The 25,079-nt window shown below is 70.0% G+C and carries 23 protein-coding genes; 11 read left to right on the top strand and 12 right to left on the bottom strand.

Going from position 1 to position 25,079, the window contains the following annotated elements:
• Positions 1–101 precede the first annotated feature (101 nt).
• Both ACGFNP_RS28115 and ACGFNP_RS28120 read left to right on the top strand, forming a co-directional pair.
• A complete protein-coding gene (locus tag ACGFNP_RS28115) occupies positions 102–1,310 on the top strand; it encodes a mandelate racemase/muconate lactonizing enzyme family protein (RefSeq protein WP_393323917.1) in 1,209 nt (402 codons plus the stop codon).
• Complete coding sequence (locus ACGFNP_RS28120; protein ID WP_393323920.1) at positions 1,307–2,368, top strand: zinc-binding dehydrogenase; 1,062 nt, start codon at positions 1,307–1,309, stop codon at positions 2,366–2,368. The genes ACGFNP_RS28115 and ACGFNP_RS28120 overlap by 4 nt, the downstream gene beginning before the upstream one ends.
• 4 nt (positions 2,369–2,372) lie before the next feature.
• Here the strand turns inward: ACGFNP_RS28120 and ACGFNP_RS28125 are convergent, their stop codons facing one another.
• From ACGFNP_RS28125 to ACGFNP_RS28140, 4 genes are read right to left on the bottom strand one after another with little or no spacing between them, the layout of a single operon-like run.
• A complete protein-coding gene (locus ACGFNP_RS28125; RefSeq protein WP_393323923.1) occupies positions 2,373–3,266 on the bottom strand; it encodes a carbohydrate ABC transporter permease in 894 nt (297 codons plus the stop codon).
• Positions 3,263–4,147, bottom strand: a complete 885-nt coding sequence (locus ACGFNP_RS28130) for a carbohydrate ABC transporter permease (protein WP_393323926.1) — start codon at positions 4,145–4,147, stop codon at positions 3,263–3,265. The genes ACGFNP_RS28125 and ACGFNP_RS28130 overlap by 4 nt, the downstream gene beginning before the upstream one ends.
• Complete coding sequence (locus tag ACGFNP_RS28135) at positions 4,144–5,448, bottom strand: ABC transporter substrate-binding protein (RefSeq protein WP_393323929.1); 1,305 nt, start codon at positions 5,446–5,448, stop codon at positions 4,144–4,146. Before ACGFNP_RS28135 ends, ACGFNP_RS28130 begins: the two co-directional genes overlap by 4 nt.
• A complete protein-coding gene (locus ACGFNP_RS28140; RefSeq protein ID WP_393323931.1) occupies positions 5,445–6,371 on the bottom strand; it encodes a PfkB family carbohydrate kinase in 927 nt (308 codons plus the stop codon). The genes ACGFNP_RS28135 and ACGFNP_RS28140 overlap by 4 nt, the downstream gene beginning before the upstream one ends.
• A 160-nt stretch (positions 6,372–6,531) precedes the next feature.
• Between ACGFNP_RS28140 and ACGFNP_RS28145 the strand changes: the two genes are divergently transcribed.
• Positions 6,532–7,623, top strand: coding sequence for a LacI family DNA-binding transcriptional regulator (locus tag ACGFNP_RS28145; protein WP_393323934.1), 1,092 nt, complete (start codon positions 6,532–6,534; stop codon positions 7,621–7,623).
• A gap of 99 nt (positions 7,624–7,722) precedes the next feature.
• Complete coding sequence (gene paaZ, locus ACGFNP_RS28150) at positions 7,723–9,747, top strand: phenylacetic acid degradation bifunctional protein PaaZ (RefSeq protein WP_393323937.1); 2,025 nt, start codon at positions 7,723–7,725, stop codon at positions 9,745–9,747.
• Between the two features lie 103 nt (positions 9,748–9,850).
• On the opposite strand, the gene ACGFNP_RS28155 is transcribed toward paaZ, so the two are convergent.
• Complete coding sequence (locus tag ACGFNP_RS28155) at positions 9,851–11,290, bottom strand: vanadium-dependent haloperoxidase (protein WP_358313445.1); 1,440 nt, start codon at positions 11,288–11,290, stop codon at positions 9,851–9,853.
• A 325-nt stretch (positions 11,291–11,615) separates the two neighbouring features.
• Here ACGFNP_RS28155 and ACGFNP_RS28160 point away from each other — a divergent pair, with 325 nt between their 5' ends.
• Positions 11,616–12,707, top strand: a complete 1,092-nt coding sequence (locus tag ACGFNP_RS28160) for a hypothetical protein (RefSeq protein ID WP_393323940.1) — start codon at positions 11,616–11,618, stop codon at positions 12,705–12,707.
• A gap of 197 nt (positions 12,708–12,904) precedes the next feature.
• Here ACGFNP_RS28160 and ACGFNP_RS28165 read toward each other — a convergent pair whose 3' ends face one another.
• Positions 12,905–13,522, bottom strand: a complete 618-nt coding sequence (locus tag ACGFNP_RS28165; protein WP_393323943.1) for an HAD family hydrolase — start codon at positions 13,520–13,522, stop codon at positions 12,905–12,907.
• Positions 13,523–13,592: 70 nt separating this feature from the next.
• Entirely contained in the window at positions 13,593–14,633 is a 1,041-nt protein-coding gene (locus ACGFNP_RS28170) for an SIS domain-containing protein (protein WP_393323946.1), read from the bottom strand.
• Between the two features lie 367 nt (positions 14,634–15,000).
• On the opposite strand from ACGFNP_RS28170, the gene ACGFNP_RS28175 reads away from it, so the two are divergent.
• Both ACGFNP_RS28175 and ACGFNP_RS28180 read left to right on the top strand, forming a co-directional pair.
• The gene (locus ACGFNP_RS28175) at positions 15,001–15,498 is read left to right on the top strand and encodes a SigE family RNA polymerase sigma factor (RefSeq protein ID WP_393323949.1); all 498 of its coding nucleotides are present in this window, start codon (positions 15,001–15,003) and stop codon (positions 15,496–15,498) included.
• A complete protein-coding gene (locus tag ACGFNP_RS28180; protein WP_393323952.1) occupies positions 15,495–16,220 on the top strand; it encodes a hypothetical protein in 726 nt (241 codons plus the stop codon). Before ACGFNP_RS28175 ends, ACGFNP_RS28180 begins: the two co-directional genes overlap by 4 nt.
• 14 nt (positions 16,221–16,234) lie before the next feature.
• Here ACGFNP_RS28180 and ACGFNP_RS28185 read toward each other — a convergent pair whose 3' ends face one another.
• Positions 16,235–17,053: a TauD/TfdA family dioxygenase gene (locus tag ACGFNP_RS28185; RefSeq protein WP_393323955.1), complete on the bottom strand. Its 819-nt coding sequence runs from the start codon at positions 17,051–17,053 to the stop codon at positions 16,235–16,237.
• A 281-nt stretch (positions 17,054–17,334) separates the two neighbouring features.
• On the opposite strand from ACGFNP_RS28185, the gene ACGFNP_RS28190 reads away from it, so the two are divergent.
• The gene (locus ACGFNP_RS28190; protein ID WP_393323957.1) at positions 17,335–18,204 is read left to right on the top strand and encodes a 4Fe-4S domain-containing protein; all 870 of its coding nucleotides are present in this window, start codon (positions 17,335–17,337) and stop codon (positions 18,202–18,204) included.
• 13 nt (positions 18,205–18,217) lie between these two features.
• Positions 18,218–18,718 (top strand): hypothetical protein, encoded by a 501-nt coding sequence (locus ACGFNP_RS28195; RefSeq protein ID WP_393323960.1) that lies wholly within the window; start codon positions 18,218–18,220, stop codon positions 18,716–18,718.
• Here ACGFNP_RS28195 and ACGFNP_RS28200 read toward each other — a convergent pair.
• The 3 genes from ACGFNP_RS28200 to ACGFNP_RS28210 all read right to left on the bottom strand — a co-directional run bounded on the left by ACGFNP_RS28200 (position 18,643) and on the right by ACGFNP_RS28210 (position 21,737).
• Positions 18,643–19,131, bottom strand: coding sequence for a GNAT family N-acetyltransferase (locus ACGFNP_RS28200; protein ID WP_393323963.1), 489 nt, complete (start codon positions 19,129–19,131; stop codon positions 18,643–18,645). The two genes, ACGFNP_RS28195 and ACGFNP_RS28200, sit on opposite strands and share 76 nt — an antisense overlap.
• A 210-nt stretch (positions 19,132–19,341) precedes the next feature.
• Positions 19,342–20,763: a WD40 repeat domain-containing protein gene (locus ACGFNP_RS28205; protein WP_393323966.1), complete on the bottom strand. Its 1,422-nt coding sequence runs from the start codon at positions 20,761–20,763 to the stop codon at positions 19,342–19,344.
• A gap of 323 nt (positions 20,764–21,086) precedes the next feature.
• Positions 21,087–21,737, bottom strand: coding sequence for a helix-turn-helix domain-containing protein (locus ACGFNP_RS28210; RefSeq protein ID WP_358313352.1), 651 nt, complete (start codon positions 21,735–21,737; stop codon positions 21,087–21,089).
• Between the two features lie 47 nt (positions 21,738–21,784).
• Here ACGFNP_RS28210 and ACGFNP_RS28215 point away from each other — a divergent pair, with 47 nt between their 5' ends.
• Positions 21,785–22,234, top strand: coding sequence for a VOC family protein (locus tag ACGFNP_RS28215; protein WP_358313349.1), 450 nt, complete (start codon positions 21,785–21,787; stop codon positions 22,232–22,234).
• Between the two features lie 172 nt (positions 22,235–22,406).
• Here ACGFNP_RS28215 and ACGFNP_RS28220 read toward each other — a convergent pair whose 3' ends face one another.
• The gene (locus ACGFNP_RS28220; protein WP_393323970.1) at positions 22,407–23,621 is read right to left on the bottom strand and encodes a LeuA family protein; all 1,215 of its coding nucleotides are present in this window, start codon (positions 23,619–23,621) and stop codon (positions 22,407–22,409) included.
• Between the two features lie 67 nt (positions 23,622–23,688).
• Between ACGFNP_RS28220 and ACGFNP_RS28225 the strand changes: the two genes are divergently transcribed.
• The gene (locus tag ACGFNP_RS28225; protein WP_393323973.1) at positions 23,689–25,062 is read left to right on the top strand and encodes a citrate synthase; all 1,374 of its coding nucleotides are present in this window, start codon (positions 23,689–23,691) and stop codon (positions 25,060–25,062) included.
• Positions 25,063–25,079: the final 17 nt, after the last annotated feature.

The raw sequence follows: 25,079 nt of genomic DNA on the forward strand, positions 1-25,079 counted from the left end.
GGTCTTACCAGATTGCAAGAGCTTTGCTGGTAGGAGCATTACTGTCAAGAGTTAATTGTTTCTTGCGGATTACTGGTCTTACCAGATAACGTCCTGGAACCATGAGTACCCGAGCGGCCGTGCGCGGACTGGAGACCATCCGTTGTTCGATTCAGCCCAACGTGCTGCTGGTGCGGCTGCACACCGACGACGGGCACGCCGGCCTCGGCGAGTCGTTCTTCGGGGCCGAGGCGGTCGAGGCGTACCTGCATGAGACCGTCGCCCCACTCCTCGTCGGCGCGCCGCTGCCCGGCCCGGAGCGGCTGCGCCGGCTGCTCACCGGCCATGTCGGCTTCCAGGGCAGCGGTGTGGAGACCCGGGGCAACGGCGCGGTCGACCTCGCCGTGTGGGACCTGCTCGGCAGGACCACGGGGCAGCCGGTGTCCACCCTGCTCGGCGGGCCGTACCAGGACAGCCTTCCCGTCTACAACACCTGCGCCGGACCCGCGTACGTCAAGAACGAGCCGCGCCAGGCCGTGTCCAACTGGGGGCTGGCGACCGCCTCGCCGTACGACGACCTCCAAGGCTTCCTGGAGCGGCCGGCGGAGCTGGCCAAGTCCCTGTGGGACGAGGGTTTCCGCGCGATGAAGGTGTGGCCGTTCGACCAGGCGGCCGAGCGCACCGGCGGCACCCGGCTGGACCGGGCGGAGCTGCGGGCCGGTCTGCGGGTGCTCGACGAGATCAAGAACGCCGTGCCGGAGATGGAGGTCATGGTCGAGCTGCACGGGCTCTGGAACCTGTACGCGGCCGCCGCCCTGATGCGGGAGCTGGAGAGGTTCGCCCCGTTCTGGGTGGAGGATCCGTTGCGGGCGGACAGCCACGGCTCCTACGCGACCCTGCAGGCGGGGACGTCCGTGCCGCTGGCCACCGGCGAGACGCTGACCGGGCAGCGGTCGTTCCGCGAACTGCTGGCGCGCTCGGCGATCCGGGTGGCGATCATCGACATGGGCTGGTCGGGCGGCCTCACGGAGGCGCGCAAGATCGCCGCGCTCGCCGACTCGTACGACATCCCGTTCGCGCCGCACGACTGCACCGGGCCGATCTCCTTCGCGGCCTGCGTCCACCTGGCCCTGAGCCAGCCCAACACGCTGGTCCAGGAGAGCGTGCGGGCGTTCCAGCACACCTGGTACCAGGAGCTCGCGACCGGCCTGCCGAAGGTGGAGAACGGCACGGTGACCCTGGACGGACGCCCGGGACTGGGGGTGGAGCTCGTCCCCGGCCTCACCGAACGCGCCGACGTCACCACCCGGCTGTCCGGGACCCGGTCGTGAGTCGGCCGCTGATGAGGGCGCTGCGCTGGTTCGGCCGCGGCGACGTGCGGCTGGTCGACGCCGAGGTGCCCGCGCCGGGTCCAGGAGAGGTCCTGATCGCGGTCACGCTGTGCGGCGTGTGCGGCAGCGACAGCGAGGAGTACCGGTTCGGGCCGGTCGTGGTGCCGGTCGAACCGCACCCGCTGACCGGCCGGGCCGCGCCGCTCACCCTGGGACACGAGGTCGTCGGCGTGGTGGCGGAGGCGGGGCCCGGCGTGGCCCTCGACCCCGGCACCCCGGTCGTGCCGGATGTCGTGCTCGGCTGCGGCCGGTGCTGGTGGTGCGCCCGCGGCGACTACCCGCTGTGCGAGCGCGGCGCGGCGCTCGGGCTGCAGGCCGACGGTGGGCTGGCGGAGTACCTGGTGGCGCCGGCCGCTCGCTGCGTCCCCCTGCCCGACGGCATGCCCGCCGCCGTGGCCGTCTTCGCCGAACCGGCGGCGGTCGCGGTCCGCGCGCTCGACAAGGCCGGCGACGTGTCCGGGGCGGTGGTCGCGGTGGTCGGCGCCGGAGCCGTCGGCCTGCTGGTCGCCCAGGTGGCCAGGGCCCGTGGGGCGGCGACGGTCGTCGCGGTCGACCCGGACCCGGGCCGCCGCGCGCTGGCCCGCTCGTGCGGCCTGGTCGGCGTGGCGCCCGGCTCCGCCGTCGACGCCGTACGCGAACTGACCGACGGCCGCGGCGCCGACGCGGTGGTGGAGTGCGCGGGGCCGGCGGCCGCGGTGGAGAGCGCGCTGTCGCTGTGCCGGCGCGGCGGGACCACGGTCCTGCTCGGCGTGTCGCCGGAGCCGGCCGCCCTTCCCACCCTGGACGTGGTGCTCGGCGAGAAGCGGATCGTGGGGTCGGCCTCCCACCGGTGGGACACCGACCTGCGGGCCGCGGTCGCCCTGCTGCACGGCGGGCACGTCCGCGTCCACCGGCTGCCCACCCAGACCGTCCCGCTCTCGCAGGCCGTGGCGCGCGGCCTGGCCGACCCGCCGCGCGACGTCGTGAAGACGATCGTCGACGTGGCCGCTGAACAGTGAAGGTTCACTTGCCGACGCCCTCCGTGAGGCCGCGCAGGAACTGGCGCTGACCGATGAGGAACAGCACGATCGTCGGCAGCGCGGCCATGCTCAGCCCCGCCAGCATCACCGGCCAGTCGGTGAGCAGCCGGCTCTGCATGGCCATCAGCCCGACCGGCAGCGTCTTCAGCGAATCGTCACTGACGAACACCAGCGCGAACGCGAACTCGTTCCACGCGAACAGCGCCTGCAGCAACGCCGCCGACACCAGGATCGGCCGCGACATCGGCAGGATGACCCGCCAGAAGATCTGCGTGCTGGAGGCCCCGTCGATGGTGGCCGCCTCGTCCACGGACCGCGGCAGCTCGATCATGTACGCCCGGATCAGAAAGATCGTGAAAGGCACCCGAAAAGCCGTATAAAGCACGATCAATGCCCAGTACGTGTCGAAGAGCCCGACAGACGTCAAGAGGCGGAAGAGCGGGATCAGCGCCACAGTCGGCGACAGCAGCAGCCCGCCCAGCACCAGCAACGCCATCCCGTTGCCGAACGGCAGCTGCAACCGGCACATCCCGTAAGCGGCCCACGCGCTGATCAACGTCGTGGCCACGATCGTCGCCGAGGTGACGATCACGCTGTTGGTGAAGTAGCGGACGACACCCAGGTCCCAGGCCCGCGCCCAGTTCTCCCAGCGCAGCTCGCCGGGCAGCCCCCACGGCTGGTTGAAGATCTCCTGGTTGTCCTTGAACCCGCTGAGCACCATCCACAGCACCGGATAGAGCACGGCCACCCCGAACCCGGCCAGCAGGCTCCACCCCAGCAGCCGCGCCACGATGGTCCGCATCCGCACGGACGTCCCGGTGCGCACCCTTGTCCCGTGCGCCGAGCCCGCCGGGCGGGTCAGGCTGGTCGAGCTCATGCGTCGTACCTCCGTCGGCGGGAGACGGCCAGTTGCGCGGCCGCGATGGCGAACGTGATGACGAAGATCACCGTGGCGACCGTGGCCGCGTAGCCCATGTCGTCCTCCATGAACGCCTTGCGGTACAGCCACGTGCCGAGCACCTGGCTGGAGTTGTCCGGCCCGCCGGCCGTCATCACCATGACCTCGTTGAACACCAGGAAGGCACCCGAGATCGTGAGGATGACCACCAGCGTGGTCATCTCCCGGACCATCGGCAGCGTGATCGAGAAGAACATACGCACCGGGCCGCCGCCGTCGACCTTGGCGGCCTCGTAGTACTCGCGGGGGATGCGCTGGATCGCCACCACGAACAGCACGGCGGTGTAGCCGACCGACTGCCACTGGCTCATCGCGATGACGCTCCAGATGGCCGACCCCTCCTCGCCCAGCCAGGCCCTGGCCAGCCGGCCGAGGCCGACGCCCTTGAGCGCCTCGTTCAGCAGGCCGTACCGGGGGTTGTAGAGGAAGGAGAACAGCACGCCCACGACCGTGATCGACATCGCGGCCGGGATGAAGTAGAGCGTGCGCAGCACCCCGCGCATCCGCCGCCCGACGAGCTCCTCCAGCAGCGCGGCCAGCACCAGCGACAACCCGCCCTGGAAGATCAGCGAGATCACGGCATAGGCGGTGTTGTTGCCCAGCGCCCGCCAGAACACCGGGTCGCCGAACGCCTCAACGTAATTGTCCAGGCCCACGAACCGGGGCTCGGGCGAGAAGGCGTTCCAGGAGAACAGGCTCAACCGCAGGTTGTCGGCGATCGGGTAATAGACGAACACCAGCAGGAGGACGACGGCGGGCAGCACCCAGGCCCAGGTCCGCCACCGCCTCAGCACGGTCACCCGACGTCCTTCTTGGCCTTGGCCGCCGCCTTCTGGACGCCGGCCATGACCTGCTCGGCGGTGCGGGAGCCCGACAGCATGCCCTCGACCCCGGACAGGTACGCGCCGGCGACCTCGGCGTTCGTGATCGTGTCCAGCCAGACGGCGAAGCTGCCGGCCTTGTCGATGTCCTTCAGGGCGTCGGTGAGCTGCGGGTAGGAGTTCTCGGCGGTGGCCGAGCCCTTGACCGGGCTGAGCCAGCCGATGTCCTTGGTCATCGTGGCCGCGTTCTCCTTGCTGGACAGGAACTTCAGGAAGTCGACGGCCAGGCCCGCGTTCTTGCTCTGGCCGTTGACCAGGAAGCCGTCGGGGGCGCCGGTCAGCGCGCCGGTGTCGCCGGGAGCGCTCGCCGGGGCGGGCAGCCGCAGGAAGCTCCAGTCGAGCTTCGACTTGTCGAGCACGTCGAACTCGACCGACTCCAGGTAGTGCATGGCCGCCTTCCCGTCCAGGAACTGCGCCTGCGCGGTCTCGTGCGACAGGCCGTTGGCGTCCTTGGTGCCGCAGCGGGACACCAGGTCGGCGAACTGCTTGAGCGCCGTGACGTAGCCCGGGTCGGTGAAGGCCCCGGTCGCCGGGGCGTAGTCGGTGGCCAGCGTCTTGGCGGGCACGTCATAGGCGTTCAGCTGGGTGATGAAGTGGATGGCCGCCCAGCCGTACTGGTTGCCGAAGGCGATGGGCTGCGTGCCCGCGGCCTTGAGCGTGTCGCAGGCGGTCAGCAGCTCCTCGAACGACTTGGGCACCTGCACGCCGGCCTTGGTGAAGACGGCCTTGTTGTAGGCGAGGTACTTGGCGTCGAGGTCGATCGGCATGCCGTAGTACTTGCCGCCGTACTGGAACGTCTTCAGCGCGGCCGGCGCGAACGTCGAGCCCCACGGGGTGTCCGGGCCGATGACACCGGTCAGGTTGGCGGCGAGCCCGGCCCGGACGAACTTGTTGGCGAAGTCGCCCGCCCACGAGAAGTAGATGTCCGGCAGGTCCTTCGACGCCGTGAGCACCCGGATCTTGTCCTTGTACGGCTGGTCGCCGACCTGTTCGAGCTTGATGTCGACCTTCGGGTTGGCCGCCTTGTAGGCCGCCACGACCTTCTCGAAGTAGGGCGCGTACTTCGGATCGGCGAACTTGGTGACCATCGTCAGCGTGCCCGACTTCTCCTTGGGCGCCGACAGGTCGGCCTTCGCGGGCGCTCCGGCGGAACCGCCGCCGCAACCCGCGGTGACCAGCGCGGTACCGAGGAGCAGCGCGGTCCAGCGATGCGTGTTCATGGGGTCTCCTTGGTGCTTGGCAGGGGGGCTTCGTGCCCGAAGGCGCCGTAGGAGGTGCAGGCGTGGGAGGCGTAGGCGGTGGCCGCGACGGCGAGCGCGGGCAGGTCCTCGCCGCGGGCGAGGCCGACCAGCAGGCGGGCGATGAACGCGTCCCCGGCCCCGAGCGTGTCCACCACGGCGACGGGCTCGGCCGCGCCCCAGACGACCACGTCCTCAGCGACCGCCAGGACGTCGGCTGCCCCGACGGCGGCTCCGACGGCGGTCTCGGCGGCGGTCCCGACGGCGGTCCCGGCAGATCCGGCGGCTTGGGAGACGAGGACGGCGCCGTGGGCGCCGAGGGTCACCGCCACCGTGGCCGGGCCGAGCGCCCGCACCCTCCGGGCCAGCGCGAGCGCCTCGTCCCGTGAGCCGGACGGGCTGGACAGGATCGCGATCCCGGCGTGCCGGGCATGCGCCTCGACGTACTCCCACGGGCGTTCGGAGAAGTCGAACGACAGCCGCCTGGCGTGCGCGGCCAGCTGGTCGAGCTGGCCCTCCAGGAACGAGCACTCGCCGGTGTGCACGATGTCGGCCTCCGCCAGCCGTACCAGATCGGCGGGGGAGAGGCGGAAGCGCGAGACGCCCTCGCGTCCGCCGGTGAACTTGCGCTCGCCCGCGACGAGACGGACGGTGGCGACGGCGTTCGGCCCGTCCACCGTCCGGAGTAGTGACAGGTCCACGCCCTCGGCGGCCAGCGCGTCGCGCACCACGCGCCCGGCCGCGTCGGTGCCGACCGCGCCCAGGTAGCCCGACTCGGCGCCCGTACGGCGGGCGTGCACGGCGACGTTGACGGCGTTGCCGCCCGGATACATGACGCCGAGGTCGGGATAGCAGTCGACGACGTTGTCCCCGACGGCCACCAGGCGAATCAAGCGTGGCTCCACACGTTCTCCTGTGACTGGGAAGGTTCTCACTCGCTTGAGTGAGAACGTTCTCAATCGCTGAGACGCATGTCAATAGCCCTCGTGAAATCCGCTACGGTGATCGCCTCTCGTCAGTGAGAGCATGATGGTCTGGACACGATCTAGCAGCCCGGGGGTGCGGATGAGCGGCAGCGCTCGGCGGAGCATGCCGTCGATCGAGGTCGTCGCCAAGGAGGCGGGGGTCTCCACCGCGACGGCCGGGCGGGCGCTCGGCGGCTACGGCTCGGTGAGCGGCAAGAGCCGCGAGGCGGTGCTGGCCGCCGCCGAACGGCTCGGCTACCGGCCCAACAGCCTGGCCCGCAGCATGATCACCGGGCTGACCCACACGCTCGGCGTCCTCGTACCCGACATCGAGAACCCGTTCTTCTCCCGCGCCCTGCGCGGCGTCGCCGACGTGGCGCACGAGCGCGGCTGGGAGGTGCTGCTGGTCAACACCGACGAGGACCTCTCGCTCGAACGCAAGGCGCTCGGCGTGCTCACCGAGCGGCGCGTCGACGGCCTCATCGTCGCGCCCACCGACACCGCCGACCGCGACGCACTGCAGGGCGTCATCGACGCCGGGATCCCGATCGTGCTGCTCGACCGGCGCGTTCCGGGTCTCGATGCCGACACGGTCGGCATCGACAACCGCGCCGCCGCCAAGGACGCCACCGAACGCCTGCTCGCGCTGGGACACCGCTCCATCGCCTTACTGACCGGCGGCGATGAGAAGCTGCGGCCCCGGCTCGCCCGCCCGGGGCTGCGCGGCGTCGAACGCCTGGGCGCCACCACGGTCGGCGCCCGCGCGGCCGGATACCGCGACGCGTTGCTCGAGAAGGGCATCGAACCCCGGCCCGAGCTGGTCAGCGCCGAGGGTTTCCGCAGGGAGGACGCCGCCGCGGCCACCACCCGCCTGCTCGCGCTGCCCGACCCGCCGACCGCGATACTCGCCCTGGACAGCCTGCTCGCGCTGGGGGTGCTGCAGGCGCTCAAGCGGCTGGGGCTGCGCTGTCCCGCCGACGTGTCGCTGGTGGGCTTCGACGACGCCGACTGGGCCGAGGCGATCTCCCCGCCGCTCAGCGTGGTGGCCCAGCCGGTGTACGAGCTGGGGGCGGAGGCGGGCCGCCTGCTCCTGGACCGCGTCCACGGCACCGACCGCCGCCCCGTACACCGCCGCCTGCCCACCCGGTTCATCGAACGCGACTCGGCCGAGTCCGTCGGGACGGGCCCTTGAGCTCCTGAGCCACGGCGCTGCCGCTTCCATCCTCCCGACCACCGGGTTAACCTGCTGACTGAACGTCCGGTAGGTAATTCATCCAGGAGGGGCCCCGCGGTGACTCCGCTACGCAGCTACGTGTCCGGCCGGTGGCAGGTCCCGCCGGACGAGGGTGTGCCGTTGAAGGACGCCGTGACGGGCGAGGAGGTGGCCCGCGTCTCCGCGACCGGCGTCGACCGGGCGGCGGCGCTGGCGTACGGCCGCCGGGTGGGCGGTCCCGCGCTGCGGGAGCTGACCTTCCACCAGCGCGCCGCGCTGCTGAAGGCGCTGGCGCTGCACCTGCGCGAGCACCGCGAGGAGCTGTACGCGCTGTCCGCCCACACCGGCGCCACGCTCGCCGACTCGCGCTTCGACGTGGACGGCGGCCTCGGCGTGCTGTTCTCCTACGCGAGCAAGGCCAAGCGCGAGCTGCCCAACGACACCATCCTGGTCGAAGGCCCCGCCGAGCCGCTGAGCAAGGGCGGCACCTTCCTCGGACAGCACATCTGCACGCCGCTGCCCGGCGTCGCGGTGCAGATCAACGCCTTCAACTTCCCCGTCTGGGGGCCGCTGGAGAAGCTCGCGCCCGCGTTCGTGGCCGGGATGCCCAGCCTGATCAAACCGGCCAGTCAGACGGCCTACCTGACCACTCGCCTGGTGGAGCTGATCGCCGAGTCCGGCATCCTGCCCGAAGGGACCGTGCAACTGCTCTGCGGGGAGGCCGGTGACCTGCTCGACCACCTGACCGAGCAGGATCTGGTGGCCTTCACCGGATCGGCGTCCACCGCGCTGCGGCTGCGCCACCACCCGGCGGTGACCGGCCGCTCGGTGCGCTTCAACGCCGAGGCCGACTCACTGAACTGCTCGATCCTCGGGCCCGACGCCCGTCCGGGCACGGCCGAGTTCGACCTGTTCGTCAAGCAGCTCGTCACCGAGATGACCGTCAAAGCCGGGCAGAAGTGCACCGCGATCCGCCGCGCGCTGGTCCCCGCCGAGGTGATCGACGACGTCGCCGAGGCGACCGCGGAGCGGCTGGCGCGGGTGAAGGTGGGCAATCCCGCCAACCCGGACGTACGCATGGGCGCGCTGGCCGGCCTGGAGCAGCGCGAGGAGGTCCGGCGAGCGCTCAAGGCGCTGCTGGACGCGAGCCGCCTCGTCTACGGCAGCCCCGACCGGGTGGACGTGATCGACGCGGACGCCGAACGCGGCGCGTTCCTGTCACCGATCCTGCTGCGCGCCGACGACCCAGAACGCGGCGAACCGCACGAGGTGGAGGCGTTCGGACCGGTCAGCACCCTGCTGCCCTACCGCACGGCCGAGCAGGCCGTCGAGCTGGCCGCGCGGGGACAGGGCAGCCTGGTCGGGTCGATCGTCACCGCGGACCCGGCCTTCGCCCGGCAGGTGATCATCGGCGCCGCCCCCTGGCACGGGCGGCTGCTGGTGCTGAACGAGGAGGACGCCAAGGAGTCCACCGGGCACGGCTCCCCGCTGCCCGCCCTCATCCACGGCGGCCCCGGCCGGGCCGGCGGGGGTGAGGAGATGGGCGGCGTCCGGGGCGTACTCCACCACATGCAGCGCACCGCGGTGCAGGCCGGGCCGTCCATGCTCAGCGCGTTGACCGGCCGCTGGGTGCCCGGCGCGCCCAGGGCCGACGGCGAGCACCCGTTCCGCAAGCACCTGGGAGAGCTGAAGGTGGGGGACACGGTGGTGGCGGGGCCGCGCACCGTGACCCTCGAGGACATCGAGCACTTCGCCGAGTTCACCGGCGACACCTTCTACGCTCACATGGACGAGGAGGCGGCCCGCGCCAACCCGTTCTTCGGCGGGCGGGTCGCGCACGGCTACCTCGTGCTGTCGTTCGCGGCCGGGCTGTTCGTCTCGCCCGACCCCGGCCCCGTGCTGGCCAACTACGGGCTGGAGAACCTGCGCTTCCTCACCCCGACCTTCCCCGGCGACGCCCTGACCGTGACCCTCACCGCCAAGCAGATCACCCCTCGCGAGGATGCCGACTACGGCGAGGTGCGCTGGGACACCGAGGTCACCAACCAGGACGGCGCCGTGGTCGCCAAGTACGACGTGCTCACCTTGGTGGCCAAGGGCTGACCGCGCCGGTTCAGCCGCGTCCCGACCAGCAGGCCGTGGCGCGGCTGACCGCGCTGCTTGAGCCGCGTCCCGACCAGCCCGGGACGCGGCTGACTATCCGGCTTCAGCCGCGTCCGGACCAGTAGGCCGCCGCACGCTGCCACGCCGCGCTGCCGACCGCCCGGCCGAGGGCCCGGCCCTGCAGGTCGCCGGCGCGGAAGTGGATGCCGCCGTACCTGCGCGACAGCCCGGCCTCGTCGGCTGCGTCGCTGAAGGTACGCCAGCGCAGCGTCACGTCGTTCGCGGGGGTCACACCCGGCTCCACCTGCGACGAGCCCTTCGCGATCACCGTCGAGCCGCCGAACGCGTCGCCGCCGGTGAAGCGCCGCAGCACCTCGGCCGCAGCCGCGCTGAACGTGCTGTGGCCGGAGACGTACTCGGCGAACGGCGGCGTCGGGAACGTCGGCACCTGGTAGGGCACCCACGTCGCGCCGTCGATCACCCGGCCGCCCCAGGTCGCGATCTGCTGCCCCTGGTACAGGAAGCGGACCGCGGTGATCGGGCGTACCGAGTCGTAGTGCCGCTTGACCTCCCACGAGGCGATCCCGGCGTCCTGCACCGAGTTGGCCAGCGCGAAGAACATCTTCACGTCCTGGTCGAGGCTGTGCCCGTCACGCAGGGAGATCTGCTGGGCGAACAGGCACCAGTGTCCCGGCGGCGTCTCGCTGTTGGGGCCGTCGGCCCAGTATTCCGCGATCGCCTTCTGGCGGTCGGTCAGCGCGGCGGTGCCCGCCACGATCTCGGCGGCCTGCGCACGGTAGGCGGCCGTGCCGTACGTCGCGGGCGCGGGCACACCGCCGGCCAGATCGCGCGCGCGACCGCTGAAGGAGGCGACCCCGCCCCAGTGCGGCGCCAGGAACGGCGGCGTCACCACCACCCCCGCTTTGTTGCGGTACGTGAGCGGCTGCCACCGGCTCGGATCGTTGACCGTGGTCAGCGGGTCGGCGACCACCATCGGGGCATTGACCGGCGCGTAGCCGGTGGTGTCGGCGTAGCCGCCGAGCTGGTTGGCGCCGTCGGCGTGCCGGTAGTCGAGCACCGCCGTGCAGGCGGCCAGACCGGTTTGGGCCGGTTGGCTGGACTGGTCGGCCGGGTCGTAGCCCAGCTCGGTCATCAGGGCGTCGAACCCGGCCCGCTGCGCCGGATAGAGATCGACGGCCGCCTGATGGGCCGCGTAGCTGATCGCCTGCGCGCGGTTCGCCTCAGTACGCTCGGCCGCGGGCCGCCGCAGCGACCCGCCCAGCCGGGTGCCGACGGCGACCGGGTCGTAGGCGGCCCACGCGTCATAGGCGCAGGTGTGCACGGTGGCCAGCGCCCTGGCCACCAACGGCGGCCCCAGCGTGCCGCCGCGCACCGCCGCGAGCAGCGCGGTGTTCCACCTGACCACCACGTTGGGCTGCGCCGTCGTCGCCGCCTCCGGATGCGCGGGTAAGGCGGGCAGGACGAGCGCGGTGGCGGTCACCAGGGTGAGCGCGATCGCGCGTAAGGACGTCGGGACGGGCATGACAAAGTCTCCTCGCGTTGCGGGCCCCCGTGTGCCCGGTAGGGAGAGGCTTCCATGCTCGAACGCGCTTTCGAACTATCCCACCGGTAAGAGCTGCCTTCCCCTGCCTCAGGGAACCCGTCTGCCCCGGGTGATCGCGAAGTGTACGGCGTTTGACACCCCTGACGGCTAACCGCTATCTATTGGCTAACCGTTAGGGGGTGGAGCGTAAGGCGCAGCGCTGTATCGCCTTGACGACCCCAGCGACGGCTTGACGGAAAGGGAGCATGAAGTGGCATCCGGCATTCGGCGATTCATGGTGGACACGGGGGAGCCCCGTGGGTGGGTGTCCCCCAGGACAGATCTGGTGACGGCGCTGCTCGGCATCTGGTTCGGGGTCGGATTGATGATCGACGCCTGGGCGCACAGCAACCTGGCGGAGCTGGAGACCTTCTTCACTCCATGGCACGCGGTGTTCTATTCCGGCTTCGCCGTGGTCTCCGGTTGGATCATCTGGCAGGTCTGGCGCAACGTGCGTGCCGGGCGGCAGGGGTTGGTGGCCGTCCCCACCGGTTATCTCGCCGGGTTGGTAGCGATTCCCGCGTTCGCCGCCTTCGGGCTCGCCGACATGATGTGGCACACCATTCTCGGCATCGAGACGACCATCAACATCTTTTTCAGCCCGTCCCACCTCGGCCTCGTCGTGACGATGATGCTCATCATCACGACACCGCTGCGCTCGGCGTGGAACGCCCCCGACATCGGCGCCCGGCCGGCACTCGGCCGCCTGCTGCCCGCGCTGATCGGGCTCGCGTTCGCCACCACGCTGGTGTTGCTGTTCCTGTCGTACGGCGACGCCATGCAGTACCGCCCCGCGGGCATCGTCCAGGCGTTCTCCATGCTGCAGGACTCGGGCGCCGGGCCGCAGGGCGCCGGGCCGGGGGGTGCCGGCCCCGCGCCGGTGGGCCCAAGCGCCGAGCGGATGGCCGCCGCGATGGTCATTACCAATGTCATCATGCTCAGCCCGGTGCTGTTCCTGGTGCGCCGCTGGCTGCTGCCGTTCGGCTCGGTGACCGTCATGTACGCGATCATGGTGCTGATGCCGGGTGCCCAGACGGGGTTCCGCAACGTGCCGATCCTGTTGTCGTTCGTGGCCGCCGGGTTCGTGAGCGACCTGCTGATCCGCCGGCTGCGGCCGTCGGGTGAGCGGCGCGCCGCCTACTGGGCCTTCGCCGGACTGTCGGCCTTCGCCACCTGGTCGCTGTACATCGGGGTCGCCTCGGCCGTGGGGGGTGGCCTGCCCACCGTGCCCGAGTTGTGGACCGGCGCGCCGGTCATCGCCGGGCTGATCGGGCTGGCACTCGGGGCACTGCTCCTGCCCAGCGCGGTCACCGCCGGGCCGGTTTCGCCCTGGGCGGCCGGCGCAGAGCGGGCATGATCCGAGGTCTGTGCCTTGCCGCCGCCCTCGTGCCGGGGTGACCGCCCCCGCCGCACAACCTCACGGGCGCACGTATCGGCGGCTCGCCCCGTGCGGGTTCAGCGGGCGTATTCCTGGAGGCCCTCAGCCACGTGCGGTGGGTGGGGCCGGCCCATGCTTGCCGTACAGGAAGATCGCCTTTCGCATGAAACGGGAAGCTACGCGATCAGGGACGGCAGCAGGGCGGCGTCGGAGATCAGGGTGGCGGGGGAGAGGCGTGACGTCGGAACCAGGCCGTTGACCAGCGCCAGGCAGCGCATGCCCGCAGCCTCCGCCGCCATCACCCCGTAAGCGCTGTCCTCCACCACCACGCACCGCTCGGCCGGCACCCCCACCGCACGCGCCGCGAACAGGAACAGATCGGGCGCGGGCTTCCCCCGCGCCACATCCTCGGCGCTGAACACGTTCCCGCCGAACCGCTCCGCCAGCCCCGTGAGCTCAAGACTGCGGCGGATCTTCGCGTGACTCCCGTTGGACGCCACACACACCGGCACACTGAGCTGGTCCAGGGCCGCCACGATCCCCGGCACGGGAACGAGCTCCGCCGCCAGCGCCGCCTCGTGCGCCGCCGTCAGCCGCTCACGCCACCCCGGCGGGACGTCCCCGACGACCCGATCCCACTCCTCGTCGCTGCACCCGACGAACCGGGCGGCGTACTCCTCCTCATCGATCGACCACCCCAGCTCCCGCAGCGCTGCCGTGCCCACGCGCACGGAGATGCGCTCGCTGTCCACGAGCACCCCGTCACAGTCGAAGATGACGAGCTCGACCGACAAACCGCCTCCTTTCCGAGAGTGTCGCCGGGCGGCGAATCGCTCTGAGAGGGGTCGCCGCCCGGCGAGGGGATCAGTAATCCACCTGGAACATGTAGTTGCGCTTGTCCAGGTCGTGGCCGCGCACGGCCTCGTAGTGGCGGGCCAGCCGGTCCATGAGCACGGCGATCGCCAGCGCGGACACCTCGCCGCGCAGCGCCGTCGGGATGCCGGGCAGCGTGAGGTCCGCCGTGTCGATGTGGAAGGTCTTCTTGGTCGCGTACGTGTCGAGGAAGCGCTTCGCCCGTTCGGCCATGGCCCGCGACGGGTCCTCGCCGAGCAGGTTGATCACCGCCACGTCGTCGTTGATCACCTCGAACGCGCCCTGGAAGAACTCGCCCGAGTTGAAGCCCGCCGCGTGCTTCCACTGCATCTCCTGCAGGAAGCACATGGCCAGCCCGTACGCCCAGCCATAGCTGGGGCCCGACCCGAGCACATAGGTGATCGGCTCGTCCTTCAGCGCCTCGGCGATGACCCGCGCCCGCTCCTCACCCTCGTGCGCGGTGGCGACCATGGCCTCCGGGAGCGCGTCGAGGGCCCGGTCGAGCAGTGCCCAGTCGCGTTCCACCCCTGACCTGCGCAGCAGGGCGTAGGCCGCCAACTGCATGAACAGGTCGCTCTTGCCGGTGAAGGCCACGTCGGCCGCCTCGGCGAGCGGGCCACCCTCCTTGGTCACCACGGCCACGGTCGCGCCGGTGCTCTTGGCGTACTGCGCGGCGGCGACGGTCTCCTTGGTCTTGCCGGTGTACGAGGCGAGGAACACCAGCGAGCCGTCCCCCAGACGCCGCGGGCGGCCGGTGTTGAGCTCGTCGCTCTGCAGCTTGTAGACGGGCCAGGTGCCTTCGTTCTCGAGCAGGTAGTGGCCCGGGTAGGCGGCGATGAGTGAGCCGCCGGCGCCCACGAAGAACACGTTGCGCAGGCCCCTGTCGATGGCGCCCGAGACGAGCTCGTCCAGCCGGGCGCGCTGGTCGAGCGTCTCGCGGGTCTTCTCGGCCAGGTCGGACTCGATCGGTTTGAGCGGCAGCAGGTCGGTCACGGATGTCTCCCAGTTCCGTTTGAGAACGTTCTCAGTCATGCTTTGATAACGTTCTCACTCGTACCGAGAATGAGTCAAGGGGTCGCTTGATTACCCAGGTGGCAGCGTCTCCGTACCACTGCACAAGACGCTCTTCCACATAGCGAGAGGACGCGGTGCCTAGCCGTTCGAGGGTCGCGGTCACCAGTCGAGTTCTACGACTTCTACATCTACGGCACGGCCGCCGCGCTGGTGTTCAACACCGCGTTCTTCCCCGGCATGGCCCCGCGCCCACGGCCTCGGCGGCGTGCTGGGCGGAGCGGTGCCGCCGCTGGTCGCCACCGGCCTGCAAGTCGGCGGTCTTGTCACCCGGAGCGCCCCTCCAGCCGGTAGTACACCGTGAGGCGGTACCGAGCTGGAGGACACGATGGCGGATGGGTTCGCCGAGTATGTCGGGCAACGACATGAGCGGTTGTGCCGTACGGCGTACCTGCTGACCAGGGACTGGGCGACAGCCGAGGACCTGGTGCAGACCGCGCTGGTCAAGGCGTGGGGGGTGTGGCGCAGGATCGAGGCCGACCCCGACCGGTACGTGTACCGGATCCTCGTCAACACGCACGCCTCGTGGTGGCGGCGGCGCTGGCGGAACGAGGTGCCGACCGAAGTGCTGCCCGAGGGCCTGATCGAGCCGGGCTTCGAGACGAGTGTCGCGGAACGCTCGGCCCTCTGGGTGGCGGTCGGCGACCTGCCGCCCCGGCAACGGGCGGTCCTCGTCCTGCGCTACTTCGAGGATCTGACCCCGCAGCAGGTGGCCGACGCGCTCGGCTGTTCGGAGGGCAGCGTGAAGAAGCAGCTCAGCAGGGCGCTGGCGCGGCTTCGGGTGGATCCCGGACTGCACGAGCTGAAGATGGAGGCGCTTTCATGACCCAGTACACCGAGGACGACCTGCGGATGGTGTTCGCCGAGCACAGCGCCCGCGACGACGGGCGGGCGCCCCTGGTGAGCGAGATCAGGCGGCGGGGAGCCAGGACGCGGCTGCGCAGGCGGGTGACGACGGGAGCGGCGCTGGCGGGGGCCGCCGCGGCGGTCGTGGCCTTCGCCGGGGTGATGGTGCCGTCGCTCGGCGCTCCGATCGCGGGCTCCACGGCACACGTCCTGACGGCGACTGGACTCCCGCCGACCGTGACGAGCCCGCAGGGGCCGCTGTCGCTGCTCTTCGGCCAGACCTACCGGGCCGTGGGGGAGAGGGTGCGGGTCACGTTCCAGCCGACCAGCGTCTACACCGGCTTCGCGATCAAGTGCGCCGATCCGAAGGTGTGGCTGCTGGTGCGGGACGCGAAGGCCACATGGAGCACTTTCGGCCGATGCGGTGTACGGGGGAGCGGCCTCGACATCCAGAACGACGAGAAGTCCGTGACACCGGACTGGCTGTGGGCACAGCAGACCCTGGAGATCTGGGTCTTCCCCGCCGACACGCCGATCATGGGCTCGCCCAGTTGCACGCTTGCCGACCGGCGGGAGGGGAGATGCGATCGACCGTGGGATCGCGAGGCGGTCCCCAAGATGCCGGAACGGCTGGCGGCCGAGCTCGGCCCTCAGAAGGGCAGCACCTGGACGCTGGGGATCTATGACAAGGCCGGCTCATGACCCGCGCCCCGTCTCTAGTCGAGCCAGATCCGGGCGAGGCGGCGGCGGGCGCGCGAGTCATCGGTGAACGCGGTACGGCCGTGCAGGACCACGTCATTGTTGACGAGCAGGAGATCGCCCGGCCGTAGCGAGAAGCGCAGCACCAGGCCCTGATCGGTGAGGATCTCGTCGAAAGCGTCCAGGGCGGCCACAGCGCCTGGCGTCAGTGGTTTCCCGGCGGCTTCCTGGCCGCGTTCGATCCAGTGGCGGTTGTACTGGACCCGGACCCGGCCCGCCCGTCGCTCGAAGACCGGATAGACGCGGTCGAAGTCGGTGACCGTGCCCGCGCCGAAGTGGAAGTCCTCGTAGAGCTCCGGCAGCAGGTCGGGACGCTCTTCCAGAAGCCGGTCATGTACGGAGTGGCCGCTCACCATCAGCGACTCTCCGCCGCGAACGGCCGCGCGGAGGCAGAGCAGGCCGACCAGATGCGGCGGGCCGGGCGGGCCGCCCCGGTCGGTGTGGAAGGCGAGCCCCTGGTCGTCCATGCCTCTGCGCGGCTGATTCTCGCCGGTGGTCACCAGGCCGGTCTTCTGGGCGCGTGGCGTGCCGATGAGCGAGCCGAACGTGTAGCACAGCTGGTCGATCTGCTCCTCAGACCAGCCCTCGACCGGCCACCCCCGGATCACCATCAGACCGGGACCCTCTTCGAGGGCGGCCTTGGCCTTCTTGGCCGGCAGCGTCAGCGCTGAGGCGTGGAAGAGCGGTTGGTCGATGTGGTGCAGCCAGTCCGGTTCGCGCAGGGTGGACCTGGTCCATGCCGTCGGGCCGCCTATCGGTGTCGCGTCGATCAACATCGTGGTGTCTCCCGGTGATCGTGCCGCCTGTACTACGGCGTACCCGGTTCGCCGGTCTGATGCCGCCGCTGGGCCTTCACTCGATGAGCGGGCCAACGGTCAGCACGCCCCTGTACGCCCACGTCAGCTGATGGCCGGTTCGTCGTTCTGGTCGCCCTGCGATTTGACGGGCACGCGGGTCGCCATTTATCTTCATCGTTCAGATACTTAACTGAGAAGCTAATATGTCACTCCTGAGGGCCTGATTTCCGGGGCGTCCCCCCATGGGAAGGAGTCCTGCCATGGACGACTGGTATGTGGACGACCGCTGCATGAACTGCGATGCCGCCCGGCAACTCGCGCCCGACCTGATCGGCGAGGTCGGCGGAAGGTCGCAGGTCCTGCGCCCGCCGAGCGACGAGGCGGAGATACAGCGCCTCCACGCGGCCGCCTTCGCCTGCCCCACCCGCTCGATCCGCCCGGCATCCGGGCCGCTGGACCAGGCGCTCGACCCTTTTCCGATGGCCTTGGACGACGACGTACTGCTGTGCGGACACAACTCCCGGCAGGCCGCCGGCGCCAACTCCTACCTGCTCCTGCGGCCTTCCGGCACGGTCATGATGATCGACACACCGCGCTGGAGCCGTGAACTCGCCGCGCGTTACGCGGCCTCGGGCCAGGTCACCGATGTACTGCTCACACACCGAGACCACGCCGCACACGGCCGCCGCTACGCGGACCATTTCGGCGCCCACCTGTGGATCCATGAGGGCGACCTCGACGCGGCACCGAACGCGGACAAGGTGATCCGAGGCCTGGAACCTCTGGAGATCGGCGAGGGCGTCACCGCCCATCCGCTGCCCGGCCACACCCGGGGCAGCGTGCTCTATCTCGCGGACGATCGATACTGCTTCAGCGGAGACAGCTTCTACTGGTCACGCACCACCGGCGATCTGGAAGTCGCGGACAGCGTGACCTGGTACTCCATCGAGGAACTGGCCGCCTCCCTGACCAGGACGGCCGGGCGGCTGCGATTCCAATGGATCCTGCCAGGCCACGGTGACCGCCACCGCCTGACCGCCGACGAGATGTCCCGGCGGCTGCGAGCGCTGGCAGAACGTACGCGACTACTACGGCCCGGCCCGATCGACTTCACGGCAGTTCGCTGGTGAGGGACGATACACCATGACGATTCTGGGAACCCTGCTCAAGAACAAGCGCGCCGGCGAAGCTCATCTGGCCTGGAACCTCCCCGCCTTGGCCGGACCTGAGGTGCTGGGCCTGAACAGCTCCGATTTCGAACACGAGGGTGTGATCCCCAAGGCCCACGCCGGCAAGCGCGCCGGTGGCGAGAACCGCTCTCCCGCTCTTGCCTGGAGTGGCACACCCGAAGGCACAGCCCAGCTGCTGCTGGTCGTCCAGGACATCGACTCTCCCACCCGCATCCCGTCTTCCAGCTGTTCGCCCTGCCCACCGCCATCACCTCGGCGGAAGGCGACGCGCCGCTCGACACCGCCAAGCCCAGGGCGGTGCTCGTCACCGCAATCGGCCCAGCCTTGGCCCGCGGCCGCCTCGACGGCCTCTACACGCGCTGAGTGGGTGTCACCGCATCACGGCCGGATCATCTCCGTGGTTACCGCGGGGTCCGGTCGCCCTTCGGTGCCGGGCCCCAGCGCTTTCTCATAGCAGCGGGTCAACGGCTGATTCGTGTACATCCCATAGCGCTCGCCAAGCACGTATCCGCTGTCTTCGTACAGAGCGATCGCCTCAGGCTGCTTGACGCCTGTCGCCAAGCGCACGGTCTGGTATCCCATCTCCCGGGCCAGGTCCTCCAGCGCAGCCAGAAGCATGCGGGCGATTCCCCGCCCACGGAATTCGGGCGCGACGTACATGCGCTTGAGCTCACCCATGTCCGCACCCGCCGGCTGAATGGCGCCACACCCGGCAGCACAGGTCCCGACGTAGGCGACGAGATAGCGAGCTCCCGCCTTGACAACAGACCGACCCTCGGCACCGTAACGGCGCACCAACTCGGCGAACGCCGCATCGAGCAACCCGGCCAGGTCGGCATCGGCAACGGTCCGCTCCTCGATCAGCATGCACACATGTTATGAGCTGATTAATCCGCCGGCTGAACCGCTATCGGGACTCGGTGATCGGCACCACCTCCGCGCACCGGCGGCGATGGCGCAGTCAGCCTCTTGGGCCTGCTTTTGACACCCTTCGCTGTCCGGGACGGGAGTCCGAGCAAGCGCTGAGGCCTGTGGAGTCGGCTTCGACCTAAGCGGAGGCGATCGCCAGCCCGAAACTCAGCGGATGAAGCAGACGGAAAGCTTGCCCGTGACGGGGTCCTCGCCATAGTCGGACCAGTCCGCGTCGCCCGCGAACCGAGTCCAGTCCGCCTTACTGATGGTCTTCTGGTCAGCCATGCTCCCGCACATGGTTTCCACTGGATCCGCGACGATCTCCCGCAGATCGGCGAGGTTCCACACGGACAACCCCCTGTCGGGACTGGCCATCAGGGCGACTCCGCCATCAGCGTCTAGCGCCACGCTGTTGATCTCCTGCGTGTATCCCTTCAGGTTGGCCAGCCGGACAGGGCGGGCCGGATCGGAAAGGTCCCACAGAAAACCCGTGCCACTACCACCGGCCATGAGGGCGGTCTTGCCGTCTGGAGTCAAGGCCACGTCGTACATGTCCGTTGCGGGCAGGGCCAGCATGGCGGCGTGAGTCGGATGCGTCCGGTCGTCGAGCCTCCAGACATCAGCCCGGTTCCAGTTCGCAACGACGATCGTACGCCCGTCCGCGCTCATGGCCGTCGCCTCGGCGAAGCCGGCAGGAAGCGCTAGATCGGCCCGTTTGACCGGCCGCACGGGATCAGCCAGGTCCCAGACGCTCACCGAATGGTCCTCGCCGGTGACGGCGGTCCGGCCATCCGCGCTCAGTCTCACATCTCCTATGTGGGAACCGTGGGCTTTGGTGATCGACAGGCGCACCGGACGAGAGGGTTTGGCTAGGTCCCACACGATGATATTGCCGCTGAAATCGGCCGTCATGGCGATGCGCGCGTCACGGGTCAATGCCACAGCCTGCACGCTGTTCGCGAAATCGTCTTCCGGCTCGCCCGGCAAAGTGGCGAGCCGGACTGGATGTGCCGGGTCCGTCAGATTCCACACGATCGTGGCGCCATCGTCGCCGCCGATCAACGCGGTGTGGCCGTCGAATGACAACTCCAGTGTGCTGACGCCTTTCTTGTTTCCCGTCAGGACGGCGAGCCGATCGGCTTTGTCGGTGAATGCGACCTCGGGATCAAGCCAGGTTTTGAGGTCCCACACGCCCACCCCATCGGTGTCCCCGGTGAGAGCGATCCGTCCGTTGCCGCTGAGAGCCACCCCATCGACGCCGCTACTGGCGAGCGAGTAGACGTCCGTACGACGCCACATGACGAGAGTGTCTATCAACCCTGCCCGGGTCTGCTCATCCGCGTGGATTTTGACCGCGGCCAATCCGAGGTCCTGTGCTTTGCCCGGGTCGTCATCGCGGAGTTCCGCGGCATGCAGCGCGAGCCCGCGGGCCACCGCGACACGCTCCTGCGCCGATGCCCGCTCGTGCTCGCGCCACACCGCCGACCCCATGACCGCCAGGCATAAGACCAGCGAGGCGGCGAGCGCGACAGGGAGCATTCTCCCGAGCGGCCGGCCGCGTCCCGGCGCTTCGACCGTGTCGTTCAACGTCTCTCCTTCAGAAACCTCGGCAAGCCGTGAGGCACGTCTGCTCGGACGGTCGGTGAACTTCCTCAAGTCAGAGTGGCATGTACTTCATGCGGTGAACGTACATATAGCTTGACCCACACGCAGGACCGCCCCTGATGTTCTCACGTCAACGGCCTACTACGCCATATTGATAAATTGAAGTTGGTGGATGCGGGAGAGGTCCTGGACATCGAGCGACTTGGCATAAGCGAATGGGCTGTGGGTGAGAGGCGGGCGATCGCTGATGTGGATCGAATTATTGGAGATATTCCGTAGCAGCCTTTTAGACGACAGTTGTCAATTCAGCCGAGCAGTTCGCGGGTGGCGGCGTTTTCGAGCCAGGCGGCGTATCGCTCGACCGGCCAGCCGCGGTGCCGGCGCAGTAGCTGGTGCATGTGGGGTGAGGCGAGCGCGTAGAGGGTGTCGGCCGCGGTAGTGGGATCGAGGCCGTCGCGGAGTGCGCCACGCTGGTGCAGCGCCGTCGTGAGGGCGAGATGCACCCGGTGGGTGGCATCAGCCCCGGCGTCGGCGGCGGCGCGCATGTCGGGGTCCGCGCCGGCCGCTTCGACGCTGACCATGATCAGGTCGCCGGCGCGTTCGAGTAGATGGGTGCTGTAGGTGATCAGTTGCGCGATCGTGGCCCGCGGGTCGACCTGGTGGCGAGCGGCGGTCATTTCGGGACGGTCGAAGACCCGTACCGGTTCCTCGTCGCCCACCGTGGCCACGCTCAGCGTATGGGTGAACAGCGCCGCCTTGGTCGGGAACGCATCGTAGAGCGTTCGTTCGCCGACACCCGCCGCGGAGGCGACCTCCCGCATCGTGGTGGCGACGTACCCGCGCTCGACGAAAAGCCGTGCGGCGGCGTCTCGGATGCGCGCACGAGTGGCCGCTGCCGACGCGGCGCGCGCCGCGGATCGATATGCCCTCTTGACGTCGCCGCCCATGCCCTTCATCCTACAGATATTAGCCGCAGTTGCACTGCGCCCAATATGGGGGTCCGATGACCAGCCCGATCCTGTCCGGCATCCATCACGTGAAGATCCCGGTTTCCGACCTCACTCGGTCCGTGCAGTGGTACGGGCAGGTCTTCGGTTTCGCCGTGACCACGGAGTTCCCAGAGGCCGACGGCACGGTGCTCGGTGTCGCCGGCACCGTGCCCGGTCTCGGCGACACCCAACTCACGCTGCGCGTCAACCGAGACGCCGCACAGGGATGTGTCGGGTTCGACCCGGTCAGCTTCGCCGTTGACGACCTCGCCGACGTCCATGCCTGGGCGGCCCACCTCGACACCCTCGGCGTCGCCCACTCACCGGTGATCGAGGCAACGGTCGGCTGGCTCCTGGTCTTCGACGACCCCGACGGGATCAGCCTGCATCTGTACAGCTGGGCGGGGCACGGCGTCGACCATTCCGACCGGCCCGGCTACGGACGAGCAGTTACCACTGCATGACCAGCGCATACGACGCCCAGTCGCAGGCCGGTCGCGCCGGCGGCCAGTACGCACTGACCACGATCACTGGAAGCTTGCCGTGGACGCGGCGGAGCGGAACACCGGATGGTACGCCGGCGAGATCATCGCAGCCGGGGAGTGCTCAGGCGCGACCGCTGGGCTTGGAGGGTGCTCAGTCCTGTCCGGGGAACAGCAGTGACAGCTCCCGCGGATAAGCCGCGATCAGCCGCAGCTCGTCGTCCGTGAGCGGCCGTCCGGTCATCGCGTTGCAGAGCTGGACCAGCCGGAACGCCAGCTCCTCCTCCCGCACCTCGACGCCGAGCCCGTCCATGACGTGCCTGAACCCGGCCTTCCCGCCGTACTCACCGGTCAGCACGACCCGCCCGCTGCGCGCGTGCCAGTCCTCGGGGAACGGCCCGAGCGTCGCCTCGTCGTACAACTCGTAGTTGCCGTGATCCTTCAGCGCCCCGTCCGCGTGAATGCCCGACTCGTGCGCGAACGCGTTCCGCCCCACCCCCACCTGGTTGTACGGCAGAGCCTGCCCGAACGCGTAACTCGCCCACAGCCCGAACCTGCGCGCCCATGACAGATCGATGGCGTCACCGATCTCCGCCTCCAGCCCGAAGCCGTGCTCGAAGGCGAGGATGGTGGACAGCAGGTCGGCGTTGCCGGAGCGTTCGCCGATGCCGTTCACGCAGGTGTTGATCCACGCGTCCTGCCCAGCCTCCAGGTCGCCGAGCGCGCCCGAGATGGAGTTGGCCACGGCCAGGCCGAGGTCGTTGTGGCAGTGCGTCTCGACCGGCATCCCGACGGCCGAGGCCAGCTTGGCGAAGCGCTCGCGGATCCGGTCGGGCGTGTCGCCGCCGATGGTGTCGCAGTAGCGGACCCGGTCGGCGCCCGCCTCCTTGGCCGCCAGCGCGAACTCCAGCAGGAACCCGTCATCGGTCCGCGACCCGTCCTCCGCGTTGACGCCCACGGTCAGCGCGCCCGCCGACTTGGCCGCCCGCACGGCCGCCGTCATCTCCCTGATGATCGCGTCGCGGTCGAGCCGGCCGCGGAACTTGTTCTGGATCATGTAGTCCGACGTGGAGATGGACAGGTTGTAGTGCTTCAGGCCGAGCGGCGCCGCCTTCTCCACGTCCTGCGGCACGCCGCGGCACCAGCCCGACAGTCGCAGCTCGCCGAACGCGCCCGCCTCGGCCAGCGCCGTCTGCGCCCGTACGTAGGGGACCTCATGGAACAGGAAGGGGAAACCGATCTCGGACTGAGCCACACCGAGTTTGGCCAGGTAGAAGTTGACCATGGTCTTGCCGAACTTCGAGAGGCCGGTGCGCGCGGTCTGCACGCCGTCCCGGTTGGTCACATCGAGGAAATGAACTTTGGGCATGCCCACACGTTGACACGCACATTCAATGTGTATCAATATTGATTTTCATCAACATGGGAGGCTGGGCGTGGAGTGGATCGACGCGGCGACGGCGGCCGAGCGGCTCGGTGTGAAGCCCGCCACCCTCTACGCGTACGTGAGCCGCGGGGTGCTCAAGCGCCGCCACGGTGATGATCGGCGCAGCCTGTTCGACGCGGGGGAGATCGAGCAGCTGGCCCGGCGCGGGCGGCCGCGCAACCAGCCGCCGGAGCTGGTCATCGAGTCGGGCATCACCGCACTCGGCCTCGACCGCCCGTACTATCGCGGTCTCGACGCCCTCGACCTGGCCAGAACCACCGACTTCGAGACGGTGGCCGAGTGGCTGTGGACGGGAGACCCCGAGGTCTTCACCCCCGCCTCCGAGTACCACTCCGATACGGTCCACGGATCCGAGCACCGCTCCGGTACGGCCCTCGCCCCCGAGCACCGCTCCGGTACGGCCCTCGCCTCCGAGCACCGCTCCGGTACGGCGGACGGCTCCGGCTCAGCGCGCATGCCGCGTGGGCCTGGCGGAATGCCTGGCCGGATGCCCGGTCGGGTGCACGGCTGGGTGCGCGATCCCGAGACGTCGCAGGCCGCCGTCGCAGCTCAGCGCGGCCTGCCCGAAGGACTGCTGCCCCTGGACCGCCTCCAGGTGATCACCACGGTGCTCGGCGCCACCGACTCGCTCCGCTACCAGCTCGATCCCGCCTCCGTCGCCGCCACCGGCCGTCGCCTCATCTCCGGCCTGGTCGACGCCCTGCCGGCCCTCCACACCCCAGGCGGCGAGTCGATCGCCGAGCGGCTCTGGTCCCGCCTGTCTCCGCACTCCGCCAGCCCGCCCCTCCTCGCCGCCCTGCGGGCAGCGCTCGTGCTGCTCGCCGACCACGAACTGGCCGCCTCCACCCTGGCCGCCCGGGTGGCCGCCTCCGCTCGGGCCGACCCGTACGCCGTGGTGCTGACCGGCCTCGGCGTGCTCGGCGGCCCGCTGCACGGCGGCGCGTGCTACGCGGCCGAACGGCTGCTGACCGAGGTCAACGAGCCCGGCCAGGCCACCCGCGTGATCGCCGAGCGGGTACGCAGGGGCGAGCGCATCCCCGGCTTCGGCCACAGCGTTTACAAGAACGGCGACGCCCGCGGCAGCTTCCTGCTCGACCTGGTGGCGGAGGCCGCACCGGACCACGAACGCGTCGCCGTGGCGCGGGCCGTACTGGCCGAAGTCCGCCGGCGACGCCTGCCCGACCGGAACGTCGACTTCGCGCTCGCCACCCTCGTGGGCGTCGCCGGGATGCTGCCTGGGTCCGGCGAGGCGATCTTCGCGGTGGCCAGGGTGGCGGGATGGCTGGCCCACGCGATGGAGGAGTACGCCAAGGGCTCCCTACTCCGACTCCGCGCCTCGTACGTCGGCCCGCTGATCAGGTGACGGCCCTGGACGTGCCC

The sequence above is a fragment of the Nonomuraea sp. NPDC049269 genome (genome assembly GCF_043197155.1).
GTDB lineage: Bacteria > Actinomycetota > Actinomycetes > Streptosporangiales > Streptosporangiaceae > Nonomuraea.